Source organism: Janthinobacterium sp. GL_088 (assembly GCF_057837845.1).
This window is the reverse complement of record NZ_CM174453.1, coordinates 4,103,713-4,120,176: the sequence shown is the minus strand read 5'-3', so window position 1 is coordinate 4,120,176 and position 16,464 is coordinate 4,103,713. Positions and strand designations below refer to the sequence as shown.

General features: G+C 64.0%; 13 protein-coding genes. 4 read left to right on the top strand and 9 right to left on the bottom strand.

Annotation, left to right across the window (positions count from 1 at the left end):
• Both AC3IQ7_RS18555 and AC3IQ7_RS18550 read right to left on the bottom strand, forming a co-directional pair.
• A complete protein-coding gene (locus AC3IQ7_RS18555; RefSeq protein ID WP_489206961.1) occupies positions 1-921 on the bottom strand; it encodes a lipase secretion chaperone in 921 nt (306 codons plus the stop codon).
• A 10-nt stretch (positions 922-931) separates the two neighbouring features.
• Positions 932-1,846, bottom strand: a complete 915-nt coding sequence (locus AC3IQ7_RS18550; RefSeq protein ID WP_489206960.1) for a lipase family alpha/beta hydrolase — start codon at positions 1,844-1,846, stop codon at positions 932-934.
• 361 nt (positions 1,847-2,207) lie between these two features.
• Between AC3IQ7_RS18550 and AC3IQ7_RS18545 the strand changes: the two genes are divergently transcribed.
• On the top strand, positions 2,208-2,864 hold the full coding sequence (locus tag AC3IQ7_RS18545; RefSeq protein WP_489206959.1) for a TetR/AcrR family transcriptional regulator: 657 nt from the start codon (positions 2,208-2,210) through the stop codon (positions 2,862-2,864).
• Positions 2,865-2,909: 45 nt separating this feature from the next.
• Here AC3IQ7_RS18545 and AC3IQ7_RS18540 read toward each other — a convergent pair whose 3' ends face one another.
• Positions 2,910-5,234 (bottom strand): penicillin-binding protein 1A, encoded by a 2,325-nt coding sequence (locus AC3IQ7_RS18540; protein WP_489206958.1) that lies wholly within the window; start codon positions 5,232-5,234, stop codon positions 2,910-2,912.
• A gap of 210 nt (positions 5,235-5,444) precedes the next feature.
• Here AC3IQ7_RS18540 and AC3IQ7_RS18535 point away from each other — a divergent pair, with 210 nt between their 5' ends.
• Positions 5,445-7,712 (top strand): OPT family oligopeptide transporter, encoded by a 2,268-nt coding sequence (locus AC3IQ7_RS18535; protein ID WP_489206957.1) that lies wholly within the window; start codon positions 5,445-5,447, stop codon positions 7,710-7,712.
• Positions 7,713-7,768: 56 nt separating this feature from the next.
• On the opposite strand, the gene AC3IQ7_RS18530 is transcribed toward AC3IQ7_RS18535, so the two are convergent.
• Together AC3IQ7_RS18530 and AC3IQ7_RS18525 are read right to left on the bottom strand one after the other, a co-directional pair.
• Entirely contained in the window at positions 7,769-8,698 is a 930-nt protein-coding gene (locus tag AC3IQ7_RS18530; protein ID WP_489206956.1) for an AAC(3) family N-acetyltransferase, read from the bottom strand.
• A complete protein-coding gene (locus tag AC3IQ7_RS18525; RefSeq protein WP_489206955.1) occupies positions 8,691-9,884 on the bottom strand; it encodes a hypothetical protein in 1,194 nt (397 codons plus the stop codon). Before AC3IQ7_RS18525 ends, AC3IQ7_RS18530 begins: the two co-directional genes overlap by 8 nt.
• Positions 9,885-10,029: 145 nt before the next feature.
• Between AC3IQ7_RS18525 and AC3IQ7_RS18520 the strand changes: the two genes are divergently transcribed.
• The gene (locus AC3IQ7_RS18520) at positions 10,030-10,257 is read left to right on the top strand and encodes a hypothetical protein (protein ID WP_034755374.1); all 228 of its coding nucleotides are present in this window, start codon (positions 10,030-10,032) and stop codon (positions 10,255-10,257) included.
• 9 nt (positions 10,258-10,266) lie between these two features.
• On the opposite strand, the gene AC3IQ7_RS18515 is transcribed toward AC3IQ7_RS18520, so the two are convergent.
• The 4 genes from AC3IQ7_RS18515 to AC3IQ7_RS18500 all read right to left on the bottom strand — a co-directional run bounded on the left by AC3IQ7_RS18515 (position 10,267) and on the right by AC3IQ7_RS18500 (position 14,631).
• Positions 10,267-10,647 (bottom strand): hypothetical protein, encoded by a 381-nt coding sequence (locus tag AC3IQ7_RS18515; RefSeq protein ID WP_489206954.1) that lies wholly within the window; start codon positions 10,645-10,647, stop codon positions 10,267-10,269.
• A gap of 13 nt (positions 10,648-10,660) precedes the next feature.
• Positions 10,661-12,361 carry a hypothetical protein gene (locus AC3IQ7_RS18510; RefSeq protein ID WP_489206953.1) on the bottom strand — a complete coding sequence of 567 codons (1,701 nt, stop codon included), beginning with the start codon at positions 12,359-12,361 and terminating at the stop codon, positions 10,661-10,663.
• A 12-nt stretch (positions 12,362-12,373) separates the two neighbouring features.
• On the bottom strand, positions 12,374-13,051 hold the full coding sequence (locus AC3IQ7_RS18505; RefSeq protein WP_489206952.1) for a UPF0149 family protein: 678 nt from the start codon (positions 13,049-13,051) through the stop codon (positions 12,374-12,376).
• Positions 13,052-13,182: 131 nt separating this feature from the next.
• Positions 13,183-14,631, bottom strand: a complete 1,449-nt coding sequence (locus AC3IQ7_RS18500; RefSeq protein ID WP_442778304.1) for a peptide MFS transporter — start codon at positions 14,629-14,631, stop codon at positions 13,183-13,185.
• Positions 14,632-14,999: 368 nt separating this feature from the next.
• Between AC3IQ7_RS18500 and ppnN the strand changes: the two genes are divergently transcribed.
• Positions 15,000-16,370, top strand: a complete 1,371-nt coding sequence (gene ppnN, locus AC3IQ7_RS18495; RefSeq protein WP_035819612.1) for a nucleotide 5'-monophosphate nucleosidase PpnN — start codon at positions 15,000-15,002, stop codon at positions 16,368-16,370.
• The last annotated feature ends 94 nt before the right edge of the window (positions 16,371-16,464 follow it).

Here is a 16,464-nt window from a genome sequence, read left to right as displayed (position 1 = left end):
CTATTCGTAGGCGCCCAGCCGGCGCTGTTCCTCCGGCGTGAAACTGGCATCGCGCAGCTGCTGCAGGGCTGCCGCATCCTGCGCGCCGCCGGGAAGGCTGGCCTGCTGTGCCTTGGCAGCCTGGTACGCGATGATGCGCTGCTGCCACTGCGATTCCTCGCGGTCCAGCTCCGCCAGGCGCGCCGCCGCCGCCGGCGTAAATGTGCTGGCGCGCAGGCGATAGACTTCATTTTCGCCGCCGCCCTGTGCCCGCAAGGCCTTGACGGAGGCGTCCAGCTGCGCCACCTGCAGCGGCGCATCGCGCGCGGCGCGCTGGGCCGGCGACATGTTCTGGTCCAGCGCGGCCAGTTGCGCCTGGCGCTGCGCCTCGTCGAGCGAGCTGTCGCCGAGTATCGCCATGCGCGCCACGGCGTCGTCGTCATACGCGTCGCTGGCGCCGAACAGGCCCGCGCTTTCCTCGGCTGTAAAGTAATTGCCGCGCAAGGTGCGCATGGCTTGCAGGCGCGCGCGCGCCGCCACGGCGGGATCGGCTTGCGCCGGCAAGGCCTGTTCCGCGCCGGCCAGCGCCTGCTTGTAAGCCAGGTACGCGCCCAGCAGGCGTTTCGCTTCGCGGGCGGGGACGGGCGCCAGGCTGCGGTCCAGTTCCGCCTCGATCTGGCTGCGGATGGCGGCCAGCGGCTTTTCACCGAGGCCCGCCAGATAGTAGTCGAACAGGTGGCCCAGTTCCGCGTCGACCACCAGCTTGTCGCCGGCGGTCACCGTCACGTTGCCGTCGGGCCGCGTGCCTTCCATCGAGCGCACGAACGCGAACAGGTCCGGTTCCGCCTTTTCCGGCGGCGGGGCGGGCGCCTCGCCCGGGCGCAGCACCAGGTACAGGGCCAGGGCCGCCAGGCTGCCGCCGATGATCCATTTCGCGTGCATGCGCTTCTCCTTACAGTCCCAGGCCTTGCAGGCGGTTGGCTTGCTGGCGGAAGACCGTGACGGGGCTCGTCTCGAACAGGTTGACGATACCGACGAACTGGTTGACTTCATCGAGGTGGTTCATGGCGTAGTCGTCGCGGATCACCTTGCCCAGGTGGCTGGAGCAGCTGCTCACCAGGCCATCGTTCTTGACGCCGCCGAAGGCCAGGCTGATGGCTGCCAGTGCCGGGTCGCCCACGTCGAGCACATTTGTGTACGGTTGCGCGCCGCTCCACGAAAAGTAGTGCACGCCTTGCACCTGGTAGGCGCCTTCGCCGCAGGCGGAGGTGGGTACGCCTTGCGGGTGGCGGCTATTGAACGCCAGCGAGTCGGCCGTGGACAGCGACGCCAGCGAGGCGCCCGCGTTTTGCGGCAAGCCCTTGTTGCCCGACAAAATGCCGATCAGGGAGGCAAGCGCGTTGCCCAGCGCGTTGCTGGTGTTGGGAATGGCGCCGCTGAGGATATCGGCCACCTTGGAACCCTTGTTCACGCCCGCCACGCTGGTGACGGACGCCACCAGGTCGGGGCGCACGGAGGCGACATAGCGGGCCGTGGGGCCGCCGTGGCTATGGCCGATCAGATTGACCTTGGCCGCGCCCGTGGCGGCGAGAATTTGCCGCACCTGCGACAGCAGCTGCTCGCCGCGCACTTCCGTGCTGTTGGCGGCCGACACGGTGGTCACATACACTTGCGCGCCCCCGCTGCGCAGGGCGGCGGGGACGCCATAAAAATATTCGACGGGACCGAGCTTGTCAAAGCCGAACAGGCCGTGCACGAGCACGATCGGGTACTTCGTTTGCGTGTAGCCGGCGGCGCTGGCGCTGCCGGGCAGGATGGCGAGGGAAAACAGCAGGGTGGATAGCAATTGCCAAAAGCGAGTCTTCATTTTGTCTCCGTTATTTGAATAATATGGAAATGTCGATGCTGTAGCGGTGAACCGTGCACTCCTTACATTCTTGATGCATTAAAAATAGCGAGCGCTCGGTTTTTTGAATGTAGCACTGCTGGATTTAAATTGCATTTGAATTGCATGATGCAGCGCAATAACTGTGGGAATTTGGCGTTGCTTATGCACCCATTGCATAGTTGAAAAGTCAAATAGTTGTTTTCCTGAGCTATAATCGGCCCGGCATCCGCCGTCCCGCCGTCTTGCCATGCCGCGTACCTGCATGGCATGGATATCGCTCCTCCACCGTTACTTGGGAATGCACTTGTCGACCCATTTTAATTTTGAACAGTTTCAGCAGATGACGCCTTTAAATGGCGAAAACATCTGGGAATATATTCTTGACCGCCACGCGGAGCGCATCGGCGTCAAACGCCGCAAGCCGGCGCTGGAAAATCTTGAACGCATCTTCGTCGCCACCTTCCGCCTGGCCAATGACGTGGGCTTCCGCGCCATGAGCTTGCGCGATTTGTGCCGCGAGACCGGGCTGTCGATGGGCGGCCTGTATGGCTACATCACCAGCAAGGATCAACTGGCCGAAATGATCGAGGACGTGGTGCGCCACGCCACGCAAGCCTTGCCGCTGCTGTTTGCGGACGTGAAGTCGCCGCTGGACCGCCTGGAAGCGATGATACGCTCGTCGATCTACCTGTCCGAAGTGCTGCAGCCGTGGTTTTATTTTGTCTTCATGGATTCGCGCGTGCTGCAGGTGGAGCAGCGCAGCATGGCGAAAAATTCGGAACTGTATGTGCAGACCCTGATCGCCGCCACCATCGGGGAAATCGAACCGAAGCCGCAGGGCGATCCCACCTTGCTGGCCGCACACTGCCTGGCCCTGTTCCAGGACTGGTACGTGAAACGCTGGAAGTACCGTGCGGCGAAGGTCAATGTCGACGATTTTGCCGACAGCGTCGTCAGTACGGTGCGCGGGTATTTGAGCATGGTCAAAGCGGCGTAAAAAACGCGGCCGAAAAAAAGCCAGGATCGCTCCTGGCTTTTTCATCTAGTTCGTTTCCGCCGGCACCGTCTCCGGCACGGCCGCGGGATCCGTCGGTGTCTCCACGTCCATATCCAGCGTCTTGACGCCATTCATGTCGATGAATTCGTCGTACAGCCACTCGCCGTCGACCTGGCTCAGGCCCGCCGGCACGGCGCGCGTGACTTGCGGGCGCGTCGACAGGGCCGTGCGCATGTAGTCGATCCAGATCGGCATGGCCAGCGAGGAACCGAATTCGCGCCCGCCCAGGGATTTGGGTTCGTCATAGCCCATCCACGCCACCGCCACGATGCCGCCGCCATAGCCGGCGAACCAGCCGTCTACGGCGTCGCTGGTGGTGCCCGTCTTGCCGGCGATGTCGCCGCGCCCCAGTTTTTTCGTCGCCGCCGCGCCCGTGCCGGTGCGCGTGACTTCGCGCAGCATGCTGTCCATCACGAAGGCGTTGCGCGGGTCCAGCGCCAGGGTCTTGTCATCGTTCGGCGCGGGCGGTTTGGTCTGCATCAGCACCGTGCCCTTGGCGTCGACGATGCGGTCGATCAAATACGGTTCCACCTGGTGGCCGCCGTTGGCGAACAGGGCGTAGGCGCCCGCCATCTGCACGGGCGTGACGGAACCCGTACCCAGCGCCATCGTCAGATTGCTGGGCTGGCGCGCCGGGTCGAAACCGAATTTTTCCATGAAGTCGTGCGTGTACGACACGCCCAGCGCGCGCAGGATGCGCACCGAGGCCACGTTCTTCGATTGCGCCAGCGCGTAGCGCATGGTGATCGGGCCGTCGAACTTGAAGTCGTCATTCTGCGGCGCCCACACCTTGCCGCCCGCCTGCATTTCCAGGGGCACGTCGTTGATCAGGGTGGCCGGCGAAAAGCCTTTTTCCAGCGCCGCCGAATACACGAAGGGCTTCATGGCCGAACCGGGCTGGCGCCAGGCTTGCGTGACGTGGTTGAACTTTTGCAGGTTGTAGTCGAAGCCGCCCACCATGGCGTGGTAGGCGCCCGTTTCCGCATCGAGCGAGACGAAGGCGGCGGCCACCAGCGGCACTTGCGTGATGGCCCAGTTGCCCTTGCCATCCTTGCTGATGCGGATCACGGCGCCCGGGCGCAGCTTGATGCCAGCGCTGGCCTTGGCGGACAGGGCAGGGGCGGCAAAGCGCAGGCCTTCGCCCGTGATGGTCTTGGCGTCGCCGTCGCCCGTGTCGGCCACCACCTTGCCGCTAACCACTTCCGTGACGACGGCGGCGATCAGGCCGTCGCTGTCCGGGCGTTTTTGCAGTGCAGCATCGATGGCGTCGTCGCGCTGCTCGGCCTCAAGCGGCATGTCGATGAAGGTTTCCGGGCCGCGGTAGCCGTGGCGCTGGTCGTAGGCGATGACGTTGCGGCGCGTCGAGGCGTAGGCCGCGTCCTGGTCCGCTTTCAGGATCGTCGTGTAGACGCTGATGCCCTTGGTGTAGCTGTCTTCCTTGTACTGGGCATACACGGCCTGGCGCGCCAGTTCGGCCACGTATTCGGCGTGCGTGTCGAAACCCTGCTTGCCGCGGGTATTGATATGCAGCGGCTGGGCCAGCGCTTGCTGGTACTGGCCTTCGCTGATGTAATCGAGTTCGCGCATGCGTTTCAAGACCAGTTGCTGGCGCGCGTGCGCCTTTTTCGGATTGCTGATCGGGTTATGGCGCGACGGGTTTTGCGGCAGGCCGGCCAGCATGGCCATTTCCGCGATCGACAGTTCATTCAGCGGTTTGCCGAAGTAGGTCTGCGCCGCGCTGCCGAAGCCGAACGAGCGCTGGCCCAGGTACATCTGGTTCATGTACAGCTCGAGAATCTGGTCTTTTGACAGGGCAGCCTCGATTTTCAGGGCCAGCATGATTTCATTGAGCTTGCGCGAGGCGACTTTTTCGCGCGTCAGGAAGAAGTTGCGCGCCACCTGCATGGTGATGGTGGAACCGCCGCCGTGGCCGAAGCCGTGGCGCAGGTTCGACAGCACGGCGCCGCCGGCGCGCACGAAGTCGATGCCGTGGTGTTCGTAGAAGCGGCCATCCTCGATGGCCAGCAAGGCCTTTTTCATCATTTCCGGCACTTGCGCGATCGGCACGAAGTCGCGGTGTTCTTCGCCGAATTCGCCGATCAGCACATTGTCGGCCGTGTACACGCGCAGCGGTATCTTCGGCTGGTAGTCGGTGATGACGTCCAGCTCGGGCAGGCGCGGGCGCACATACAGGAACAGGTAGGCGGCCAGCAGCACGGCGGCGGCCAGCGCGGCGCAGCCGGCGATGATGAAGCCGCGCACGGTGGCGCGGCGGGAAGGCCAGGGGAATCCGGTTCGTTTGGCAGTCAAGGCAGTCTCACGTGAGCGTGCAAGGCACGGTGGCAGCGATTATAGACCAATGCGCCAGCGCCTCCTGTGCGGGCGGGCGCCGGGCCAGGCGCCGGGACCGGGAGCAAAAAACCTTTTCATCGAAACGCGGCTGTGCGATAGTCTCGGCTTCAAGAAAATAGCCCGGGCGTCAATCCGGGCTGTTTATTTTTAAAAATTAAGGAAATATCCATGGCAAAAGATGCAACACCGAGCGTCGTGAAGCCCTATATCCCGGCCGATGCGAAGCTGCCCGAGATGACCTTCCGCGCGCTGTTCATGGGCGTCATCCTGGGGATGGTCTTTGGCGCCTCCTCGCTGTACCTGGTGCTGAAAGTGGGCCTGACCGTCAGCGCCTCGATCCCCGTCGCGGTCATTGCGATTACCCTGTTCGGCCTGGCCAAGAAGGTGGGCGGCAAGGATTCGTCGATCCTGGAAAACAGCATCACGCAAACGGCCGGTTCGGCCGGCGAATCGCTGGCCTTCGGCCTGGGCGTGACCATGCCGGCCATTTTGATCCTCGGCTTCGACCTGGAAATCTCGCGGGTCATGCTGGTCGGTATCCTCGGCGGCCTGCTGGGCATCCTGATGATGATCCCCATGCGCCGCACCATGATCGTCGACCAGCACAAGGAACTCAAATTCCCCGAAGGCACGGCCTGCGCCGAAGTGCTGAAAGCGGCCGCCACGGAAGAATCGCGCATCGCCGCCGGTGAAAGCATCGAAAAGGATTCGGCTGCCGCGCTGGACGCCAAGCGCCGCGCGAAGATCATCTTCGGCGGTTTTGCCGTCGGCTTGCTGTATAAAGTCTTCAATATCTCGTTCAAGGGCTGGAAGGATACGCCGGGCGTGGAATTTGCCGCGCCGCTGAAGGGCGGCTCCATCGGCGCCGAGATTTCCCCTGAATTGCTGGGCGTGGGCTACATCATCGGCCCGCGCATCGCCGCCACCATGGCGGCCGGCGGCGTGCTGTCGTATCTGCTCTTGATCCCGATGATCAAGTTCTTCGGCGACAGCCTGACCACCGTGCTCTCGCCGGGCACCAAGTTGATCAGCGAAATGGGCGCGGATGACGTGCGCAGCGCCTACGTGCTGTATATCGGCGCGGGCGCCGTGGCCGCCGGCGGCCTGATTTCGCTGGTGCGCGCCATGCCCATGATCTGGCGCAGCCTGTCGGCCGGCCTGAAAGGCATCGGCAAGGGCGTCAAGAGCAATTCCACCCTGCGCACGGACCAGGATATCCCACTGAAATGGGTCATCATCGGCTGCCTGTCCATCATCGCCGTGATCACCTTCGCCACGCCGCTGCACATGAACTTCCTCGGCGCGCTGCTGATCCTCGTCTTCGGCTTTTTGTTCGCCACCGTGTCGTCGCGCCTGACGGGCGAAATCGGCTCGTCGTCGAACCCGATTTCCGGCATGGCCGTGGCCACCTTGCTGTTCACTTGCCTGATCTTCCTGATCATGGGCTGGACGGGCGGGCGTTACTATGTGACTGCCCTGTCGGTGGGCGCCATCGTGTGCATCGCCGCCAGCAATGCGGGCACCACCTCGCAAGACTTGAAAACCGGCTACCTGGTGGGCGCCACGCCGCGCTTGCAGCAGTACGCGATTCTGGCCGGCGCGCTGTCGTCGGCGCTGATCCTCGGTCCGATTCTGCTGAAGCTGAACGAAGCGAGCACCGTCTACGTGCCGGCCGCGCAAGTGGCGCCTGGCCTGACGGTCGATGCGTCGAAGCTGACGGTGACGGGCGAACTGCATGGCCCGCAAGCCGATACGGACCACAACACGTATAAAGTCTGGCAAAAGACGGACACCGTGGGCGGCCCGGCCGGCAAGTATTTCGTCAAGGAAGATGGCCAGCTGGCTTACCTGGTCGATCCGGGCATCAATGGCCATTACAGCAAGCGTCCGGACGGCTCGGAAGTGAAGAAATACGATGCGCCGAAGGCCGTGCTGATGTCCTACATCATCAAGGGCATCCTCGACCAGCAGCTGCCGTGGACCCTGGTGCTGTTCGGCGTGATGATCGCCGTGGTGCTGGAAATGGCCGGCATCCCGTCGCTGGCGTTTTCCGTTGGCGTGTACTTGCCGCTGTCGTCCACCTTGCCGATTTTCGTCGGCGGCCTGGTGCGCTGGCTGGCGGACCGCCGCAACAACAAGCTGGAACACAATGCAAAGCTGAACGAGGAAGAACGCCAGCTGGCGGGCGACCGCAGTTCGGGCGTGCTGCTGGCCTCCGGCTACATCGCCGGCGGCGCGCTGGCCGGCATCATCATCGCCATTACGGCCGGCGTGCTGACGCACTTCGACCAGATGATGGCCGACTGGGCCGAGCATGGCAATCCGTTCTACGCGGGCCTGCATTCGGATGCGCTGTCGCTGCTGCCGTATGCGGCCATCATCGTGCTGCTGTATATCGTCGCAAGAGAGAAGAAGGCGGACCGCCCGCAGGCTTGATGTTGTAGCCAACCCAAGTAAAACCGCCCGGTGTCATGACGATCCGGGCGGTTTTTTCATGCGCGCCTGATCGGCCGCGCCGCCAACTGCGCCGCGCTGGCGTAGATCGTCACGTGCTCAGTGGCCAACCGGTGCAGGTGCGCATAAAACGCCTGCGCGGGAATGCACCACGACGCCGCATCGCCAACCTGGCCCTTCACGCGCAGGCCGGCGGCGTCGAATTCGCGCGCAAAATAATCGCGCAAGTCGTCCCGGCCTGCATGGTCGATGCGGCGCTGGGCGACTGCCTGGTCGAACGGGCGCACGGGCACGTCCCAGCGCCGGCCGGCGTGGTCCAGGCAAGCCAGCAGCTTTACATCGTCTTCCCAGACGGGCACGGGAAAGGCGTCGCCCATGGCGTCTTCCAGCGCGTGGTAGAACGTCACCGGCCCCATGGAAATGCCCAGGCCCAGCACCTTCGCCTGCTCGCAGCCGATGAAGCGCTGCCAGGGCGAGCCCATGCCGAAGATCGAGGGCGCGCGGTGGTGCGCCTCGGTCAGACAGGCGGCATGGCGGCCCCACGCGGACACGGAGTGAGTAGGGTGGATGCTGCGGTGGATATTGCCGCTTGCCAGAAACGCTTCGGGCAACCGTCCCATGTGCGTGCCATGGCGGCGCGGGTCGAACACATAGTCCGGCATGGCGCAGGTGGCGCGCACGGAGCCGCCGGGCAGATAGTAGGTGGGCAGCAGCAGGGTGCCTTGCGGGCCGACGGCGTCTTGCAGGGCACTTATCACGGCCACTGCGCCGCCTTCGACATAGCCCAGGCTTTTCAGCGAGGAATGCACGAACAGCGTATCGCCTGGCGCCACGCCGAGCCGCGCCAGGCCGGACGCCAGCGTGGCGCGCGTCACGTGGGGCCTGCTCTGGCGCACGTGACTGGCGCTGGCGGCGCGGCGCCACGCTTCCAGCGCGGCCCTGGCGGCGCGTTTGGCCCGTTCAAGCATCGCCGATTTCCAGTTCCAGCAGGCTCGCATCGATGCAGAACTTGGCGGCCCAGTTCAGGTAAGCCCAGGTGCCGTAATCGCCATCGACGGGAAACGAACCCTTGACGCCGCCGCGCGCGTGCAAGGGGCCGTCGATGCTGACGGAGCGCCGCACGTAACTATTCAGGCGGCGTCCCGCATCGAGGTAGCGCCGCTCGCCCGTGAACTGGTACAGCAGGAACAGACAATGCGCGTTTTGCGCGGAGCCCGTGAGGCAGGCGTAGCTGGCTCCCGGCTGGAAGTCGGGACCGAGGCGGCCGGCCAGGTAGCCGTCGGCCGCCACAGCCCTGGCGATGCTCGTGCCGGTGCGCGCGGCGGCGTCCAGCAAGTCGGCGCGCGCGGAAAAGCGGTGCGCTTCGAGCAGGCCGCGCAAGGCGTAGCCGATGGTATGGGTCAGGGGCAGCAGCGGGTTGTCGAGGCAGTTCGAGGCGAACCAGCCGTTGGGGCGCTGTTTGCTCAGCGCCCAGTCGACCTGGCGCAGGCCGGCCGCGCCATAGCCGTGTTCCGGCGCGATGCGGTCCGCTTCGAACAGGCCCCAGGCCACATGCGTTTCGTAGGCCTTGTCGCCCGCGCTGGCGAACGGAGTCGGATGCCTGCGCCAGCAGCCGTCGGCATCCTGGCTGTCGCGCAGCCAGCTTGCCGCGCGCTGCATGCCGTCCCGGTAGGCTTCGCCGTATGCTGCCACGCCGGCGGCCAGGCCAAGCAGGATCTGGCCCGTGTTGAAGGTGACGGGCACGCGCGGGTTGGAGTCGATCTTCCCGCCCTGGAAGCCGCCTTGCGGGAACTGGATGGCCACGCACCAATCGAGCATGCGCCGCGCGCGCCCGTGCAGTGCATCACCCCCACCATGATCGCCCGTGCGCTGCGCCAGGGCGATGACGGTGGGGATGATGTAGCCGGTGGTCTCCGGGTAGGAACTCGACCAGCCTGTCAGCAAATTGTAGTCGCGCGCGACGCCACCGTCGTTTGAGCTGGAATGGTCCTGCGCCGCGCATAGCCAGGCCGTGCAGGCCTTGACGACGGCTTGCGGGCCGGGATCGAAGGAGGGCAAGCCGCGCCGGTCCGACGTCCGCTCCATGCGCGCCGCCGCCGGCAGGCCCACCTGCGACGCCAGTGTATTCCTGATCTTCGTGAGCAAGGTGCGCATGGCAGTAGTGTTTGGTGGTGGACTCTGCCTACTGTAGCGCTGGCGGCCGGCAGGGCTATTGACTTGCCGCAAGGAGCAGCCGCCGCGTCGCTGCCGCCGGAATTGACGCATAATGGATGCCTCACCACCGTTGACGAGGCCCGCCATGAACAATGTCACGCTTGAATACTCGGTCGTCACCAATCCCGACTCCTTTGTCGGCTTCAAGTATTACGTCAAGGCGGGGCAGGCATTCGATGCCGACGATTTCGCCTATTCCTACAAGCTGAAACGCTCGGACCTGGACCCGGACAGCGTGCTGGCCACCCGCGAGGCGGCGGCGAATCTGCAGCCGGGCGAGTGGCTGACGGTGTCGCATTCGATTGCGGCGTAGCGAGTAGCCCTACGCTGGCGCAAACCACGCCCGCAATTCATCCTCGGCCCGCTGCGCCGTTGCCTGCGTCAAGGTCAGCACGATGATCTTTTCCTGCGCCGGGCGGTGCCCGTTGGGGCCGGCCAGCTCGATGGCTTGCTCGAAGCTCGTGTAGTCGTGGCCGAATTCATGCGGGCATTGCTGCACGATGCGCGCCGCCTTGCCGGCGTTGCGGTCCGCCAGGTTGACGATGGGATTGCCGTCGTAGAATGGCTGGCCATTGGCAAATGCCGTACGCAGATACGGCGCGCACTGCCCCTCGAAGAAGGCCAGGCGTGCCTGCCAGTAGGCCTCTGCCGCCGCATACGTGGCATGGTCCTCGAGAAAGTCGGCAAACAGGAAGTCGTTCATAGGGTTGCTCCGGCTAGATGCCGAACACTTTCAATATGGCGTCGGTGAACCCCTCGAACCAGCTGCCTACCTTGCCCGGCTGCTTGCCGTGGCGCGGGGTTTCTTCGTACAGGTAGACGCCGTTGTCGCCGTCGAAGCGGTCGTTGAGCAGCGCCTGCTGGCCGCGCAGGTAGGGGATGAAGGTTTCGCTGCGCAAGGTCGAATACAGCACGTCGGTGGTAAAGCCCAGGGTGGCGGACTGGCTGATGGAGCGCCCCTGGCCGGCCCGTTCCAGGCGCACGCCGCGGCAGCCGCGCACGATCAGGGTGACGGGGCCGCGAAAGACGATGAAGCGCAGCTGCAAGGTGAGCCAGGCGTGCAGGCTGCCCAGGCGCCAGTGGCTCGATATCGCCAGCGGTTGATTCGCGTCGCAGACCAGGCCGACCAGTCCCCGTGGCTGGAATACGAGGGCGCTGCCGGCCGGCAGGTGGACGATGGCCACTTCCAGCAGCGGGTCGTCGCTGGCGGAAATCGTCACGGATGCTGTGGTTTCGCTTTCCAGCCGCGTCAGTGCCACCATGCCGGCGGCCAGGCTGGTAAATGGAAAGCGCCAGTCCAGCAGCCACTGCGTGCGTTTATGCGTACTGACGGGCGACGATTGCAGGTACTCGGGGTGGATCAGCATCCGCTGGCCAGGCTGCAGCAGCAAGCCCTGCGAGACGGCGGAAATGCGCGATTCGCCCTGCGGCGGCAGGGGCAGACTGGCGGCGTTGAGCTGCAATGTGCGCGCGATCGACAGCGGCGGCAAACGGGATGCGACGGGCGCCAGCACGAAGTAAAAGAAGGCCTTGATGGCGGCGGGCAGCAACATGGCCGACAGCATCAGCAGGGCGGCCGTGGGCGCCACGTCCATGACGGGCGCGCGCCAGCGGGCGATCCAGTTGCGCGCCAGCTGTCCTTCGCCGGCCGTAATCGCCGCCTGCACGGGCGCCAGCGCGCCGGACACGGCTTGCTCGTCGATGGAAAATGGGGCGGGGCGGGCGGAGTGAGTGGCGCTGGTGCGTGTGCGCTGCGTTGCCCAGGCCTGATACGCTTGCAGGTTGATCTCGCGCAAACGCTGGCCCTGCGCTTCAAGCTGCGACAGCTGCGCATAGGCGTCGCTGCCGGGCAGGCGTGCCGCCAGCGGATGCTGCGCTTCCAGTTCACGGCGCTGGCGCAGATTATTTTGCAGTACCGCATACGCGCGCACGTGGTCCGCGTGCAGGCGCGCCAGCGTCTGGCGTGCATCTTCGCCACTGATCGCCGCCTGCAGGGCCGTCAGATAACGGGCTTCCTGTACCAGTACTTCGATCTCCACGCGGCGCGCCGCTTCGTCTTGCGCGTGCAGGGCCAGGGTGTTCGTGTCGGGCAGGGGGAGGCTGAACAGCGACGGCTGCTGCCGCGCGCGCAAGGCCGCCAATTGCGCCTGCACTTGCGCCAGGCGCGCGGCGATGCTTGCTTGTGGCGCTTGCCGCAGGGCGTTGATGCGGTCCGTGGCGGCAGCGGCCAGGCCGGCGCCATGATGATCGGCGCCGCCGGCGGCCAGCCTGAGCGCGGCGACGGCTTCGCTGCCAGCGCTGTAGGCGCGCCATTCGGCCAGCAGCAGGCGTCCGGCCAGCAGGATGGCGATGAACAGGGCGAACTGCAGCGCATGGCGCAGCAGGAAGCGCAGGATGGCCGTCAGCAGCTGGCGCAAGGAGATAGCGCCTCAGGTGGCCGCGCTATCGGCGTCGGCGCAGCATTTCTTGTACTTCTTGCCGCTGCCGCAGTGGCACGGGTCGTTGCGGCCCGTCTTCGGCAGTTCGCGCAGCACGGTGGCGCCGGGCTGGCTTTGTTTCAGGTGGCGCTGGCGCGCCCAGGCCGCGTTGATGGCGATCACGCAAGGAATCACGCCATCCATGGCCGTTTCGGCCGCATCGTCATCGAGCTCGCTGGCCGTGGCCAGGTGCTGGAACGGTGCCAGGTACTCCGGGTGGCTGACGGCCAGGGCCGCCCACTGGGGCTTGTCCAGGCTCGTGCCAAGCACAAAACCGGCGCACCAGGCGGGCACGCTCCATTCGGGGCCGCATACATAGATGGGTTCGAAGCTGTCCGGGTCCTTCGCCAGCCATTCGACCATGTAGGCATGGTGGCGCCGGGCCAGGCTGGCTGCTCGTTCGCTGTCAGCATCTGGCGCGGGCGCCGCAGTGCCGGTCGCCTTGTCCCAGACCCACGGCAACCATTGCTCAACTGCAATTTGCTTCGGGCTCAGGGCGACGGCCGTGAGAAAACCTTCCAGCATCGATACGTCCATGGCGGCTCCGGCCAGGGCAGGCGCGGCCAGCAGGGTGTCGAGTTCGGCGTATTCGTCGTCGGAGAGGGGCGTGGTGGTGGAGATGCTGGACATAATATTCTTTGGTGATGTGAGTGGAGTGGCCGGTGGCCCTGGCCGTATTGTACCGTCCGGCAAGGGGAAAACCGGCGCGGCCATGAAAAACGGCGGCCCGCAGGCCGCCGTTTTGATCTAGCGCAAGACGCTTACTTCACGCCATGCATCAGTTTGTTGATCAGCGGTGCGATCAGGAACAGGATCACGCCGGCGCCCAGCAGGGACCAGAAGCCGAAGGTGTAGCCGGACAGGGCCGATTGCACCGACATGCCGCTTTCGCCGCTGACGTGGCTGGCGAAGATGCCCGACAGGTTGTTGCCGATACCGGTCGACAGGAACCAGCCGCCCATGCCCAGGCCGACCAGGCGCACTGGCGCCAGCTTGGTGACCATCGACAGGCCGATAGGCGACAGGCACAGCTCGCCGATCGATTGCAGCACGTACACGGTGGTCAAGGTCCAGAACGGGATCTTGTTATCGGCGCCAACCAGGCTCGACAGAGCGAAGATCAGCAGGCCGAAGGCGACCGCATTGCCCAGCAAGCCCAGGCCGAATTTGCGCGGGATCGAAGGATTGACGTTGTGGCGCGCCAGGAAGACCCAGATGGCGGCGATGATCGGCGCGAAGACGATGATGGCGACCGAGTTGACGGTCTGGAAGTAGGCGGTCGGGAAGATCCAGAAGCCCAGGTCGCGGTTGACGATCTTGTCAGCCAGGAAGGTGAACGAGCTGCCTGCCTGTTCGAAGAACATCCAGAACAGGATGTTGAAGACAAAGATCAGCAGCATGGCGATGACACGGTCACGCGCAACTTTACCGTTGCGTATGCCTTCGATCATCAGCATCACGGCCAGGCCGATGAACAGTGCGGTCAGGACGATTTGCAGCTTTTCAGCGCCGACGGTCAGCAGGAAGTAGACGAGCGGGATCACGCACAGGGAACCGACGGCCACCCAGAGGACGCGCATCGGGTTGCCGGAACCGGCTTCCGGTGCGCCGATGCCCTTCAGGGCGCGGCGGCCAATGGCGAACCATACCAGACTGATCAGCATGCCGAAACCGGAAGCCATGAAGACCATCTTGTACGATGGCATGGCGCTGGTGCCGAAGATCGACTCGGCCAACCACTGGGTGAAGACAGGGGCAACCATGGCGCCCATGTTGATACCCATGTAGAAGATCGTGAAGCCACTGTCGCGGCGCGGGTCGGCTGTCGTGTACAGCTTGCCGACCATGGTCGAGATGTTCGGTTTGAACATGCCGTTACCGACGATCATGGTGGCCAGGCCCAGGTTGAAGATGTCCTGGTTCGGTACCGAGATGCAGAACAGGCCGGCAGCCATGAAGACGGCGCCCAGCAGGATGGAGCGCTGGTAACCGATGACCCGGTCGGCGATGTAGCCGCCGAACAGGGCGCCGGCGTACACCAGCGCGAGGAAGGAACCGTAGGTAAGGTTGGCCGCTGCCTGTCCCGAACCGTCGCCGCCATGGAACTGGGCAACAATGTACAGTACCAGCGCCCAGCGAACTCCGTAGAACGCGAAGCGTTCCCAGAATTCAGTCATGAACAACATCCACAATGGGCTTGGATGGCCCATAATCTGCTTGAACTCGGGAATAACGGCTTCCTTGTTGGGCGTAGTCGCACCGCTCATGCGGTTCCTCCTGAAAAATTATTATAGTCAATCGATACAACGAACTTATGGAAGCCTGCGGGCGGCGGGGACTCTCATGAAGAACCTCACGCACGGGAATTCCAATAGGCTGGCATTCTAATCTACAAATTGCGCTGAGCGAAGATTTCGATTCGCATTAGCAAGAATGACTGTTTCATATTAGTCAAACCGGTTTGCAGGCAAGGGCGACCCCGGCGATTTTGCGGCAGCACAGCACAACTTGCCTGACTTGTCGTATATTAAGGTTGCATGACCTTCGAGCATCGATTTTTAAAGGAATTTTTCGCATTATGGAACACGACGTTATCGATACTCTGGTTTCACCGGAAGGCCGCCTGGACGTGCTCTCCAAGACTGAAGTCAACAAACTGCTCGACACCAGCCAGGGCGGCCTGTACAACACTTTCCGCCGCTGCGCGCTGGCGGTCTTGAATTGCGGCAGCACCATCGACGATGGCCGCGCCCTGCTGGAGCGCTACCAGTCGTTTGAAATCTCCATCATCCAGCGCGAGCGCGGCATCAAGCTCGACATCAAGGGTGCGCCAGCCATCGCCTTCGTCGACGGCAAGATGATCAAGGGCATCCACGAGCACCTGTTTGCCGTGTTGCGCGACATCATCTTCGTCAGCGATGAAGTGACGGGTAACCCGAAATTCGACTTGCAGAGCACGGAAGGCGTGACGGACGCCGTCTTCCACATCCTGCGCAACGCCAACGTGCTGCAAACCCAGCTCAACCCGAACCTGGTCGTGTGCTGGGGTGGCCACTCGATCAACCGCGCCGAATACAATTATTCGAAGGAAGTGGGCTACCAGTTGGGCTTGCGCGGCCTCGACATCTGCACCGGTTGCGGCCCGGGCGCCATGAAGGGCCCCATGAAGGGCGCCACCATCGGTCACGCCAAGCAGCGCCTGCACAATGGCCGTTACCTGGGCATCACCGAGCCGGGCATCATCGCCGCCGAGTCGCCGAACCCTATCGTCAATGACCTGGTCATCATGCCGGACATCGAAAAACGCCTGGAAGCGTTCGTGCGCGCCGGCCACGGCATCGTCGTGTTCCCTGGCGGCGCGGGCACGGCCGAAGAGATTTTGTATATCCTCGGCATCCTGCTGCACCCGGATAATGCGGAGATTCCCTTCCCGCTGATTTTCACGGGGCCGGAAACGTCGCGCGAGTATTTCGTGCAGATTAACCAGTTCATCCACGACACCCTGGGCCCGGAAGCACAGCAGCGTTATAAAATCATCATCGACGACCCGGAACTGGTGGCGCGCGAGATGCTCGAAGGCATACGCCAGGTGCGCGAATTCCGCAAGGCGCACAGCGATGCGTATTACTTCAATTGGCTCTTGAAGATCGACCACGAATTCCAGAAGCCGTTCCACCCCACGCATGAAAACATGCGCAACCTGAGCCTGCACAAGAACCAGCCCACGCACTTGCTGGCGGCCCAGCTGCGCCGCGCGTTTTCCGGCGTGGTGGCGGGCAACGTCAAGGATGACGGCATCCGCTCAATCGAAGAGCACGGCAACTTCGAGATCCACGGCGACAAATCCATCGCCGGCCCGATGGATGCGCTGCTCGCCTCGTTCGTGGCGCAGCACCGCATGAAACTGGCAGGCACGGCATACGTGCCTTGCTACACCGTCGTCCAGTAATTTTTCAGCCCGCACCGCCCGCCCTCTGCGTTTGCCGGGGGCGGGCGGCGCTTTTCCATTGATGCTCCCATCGTGTTCCTTCGCCGCCACAGGC

What these genes read in the sequence shown, in the direction of transcription:
- AC3IQ7_RS18520 (WP_034755374.1), top strand. Translation starts at nt 10,030, where the DNA reads ATGAACAATGTCACGCTTGAATACTCGGTCGTCACCAATCCCGACTCC.
- AC3IQ7_RS18545 (WP_489206959.1), top strand. Translation starts at nt 2,208, where the DNA reads ATGACGCCTTTAAATGGCGAAAACATCTGGGAATATATTCTTGACCGC.
- AC3IQ7_RS18555 (WP_489206961.1), bottom strand. Translation starts at nt 921, where the DNA reads ATGCACGCGAAATGGATCATCGGCGGCAGCCTGGCGGCCCTGGCCCTG.
- ppnN (WP_035819612.1), top strand. Translation starts at nt 15,000, where the DNA reads ATGGAACACGACGTTATCGATACTCTGGTTTCACCGGAAGGCCGCCTG.
- AC3IQ7_RS18550 (WP_489206960.1), bottom strand. Translation starts at nt 1,846, where the DNA reads ATGAAGACTCGCTTTTGGCAATTGCTATCCACCCTGCTGTTTTCCCTC.
- AC3IQ7_RS18515 (WP_489206954.1), bottom strand. Translation starts at nt 10,647, where the DNA reads ATGAACGACTTCCTGTTTGCCGACTTTCTCGAGGACCATGCCACGTAT.
- AC3IQ7_RS18535 (WP_489206957.1), top strand. Translation starts at nt 5,445, where the DNA reads ATGGCAAAAGATGCAACACCGAGCGTCGTGAAGCCCTATATCCCGGCC.
- AC3IQ7_RS18525 (WP_489206955.1), bottom strand. Translation starts at nt 9,884, where the DNA reads ATGCGCACCTTGCTCACGAAGATCAGGAATACACTGGCGTCGCAGGTG.
- AC3IQ7_RS18530 (WP_489206956.1), bottom strand. Translation starts at nt 8,698, where the DNA reads ATGCTTGAACGGGCCAAACGCGCCGCCAGGGCCGCGCTGGAAGCGTGG.
- AC3IQ7_RS18500 (WP_442778304.1), bottom strand. Translation starts at nt 14,631, where the DNA reads ATGGGCCATCCAAGCCCATTGTGGATGTTGTTCATGACTGAATTCTGG.
- AC3IQ7_RS18505 (WP_489206952.1), bottom strand. Translation starts at nt 13,051, where the DNA reads ATGTCCAGCATCTCCACCACCACGCCCCTCTCCGACGACGAATACGCC.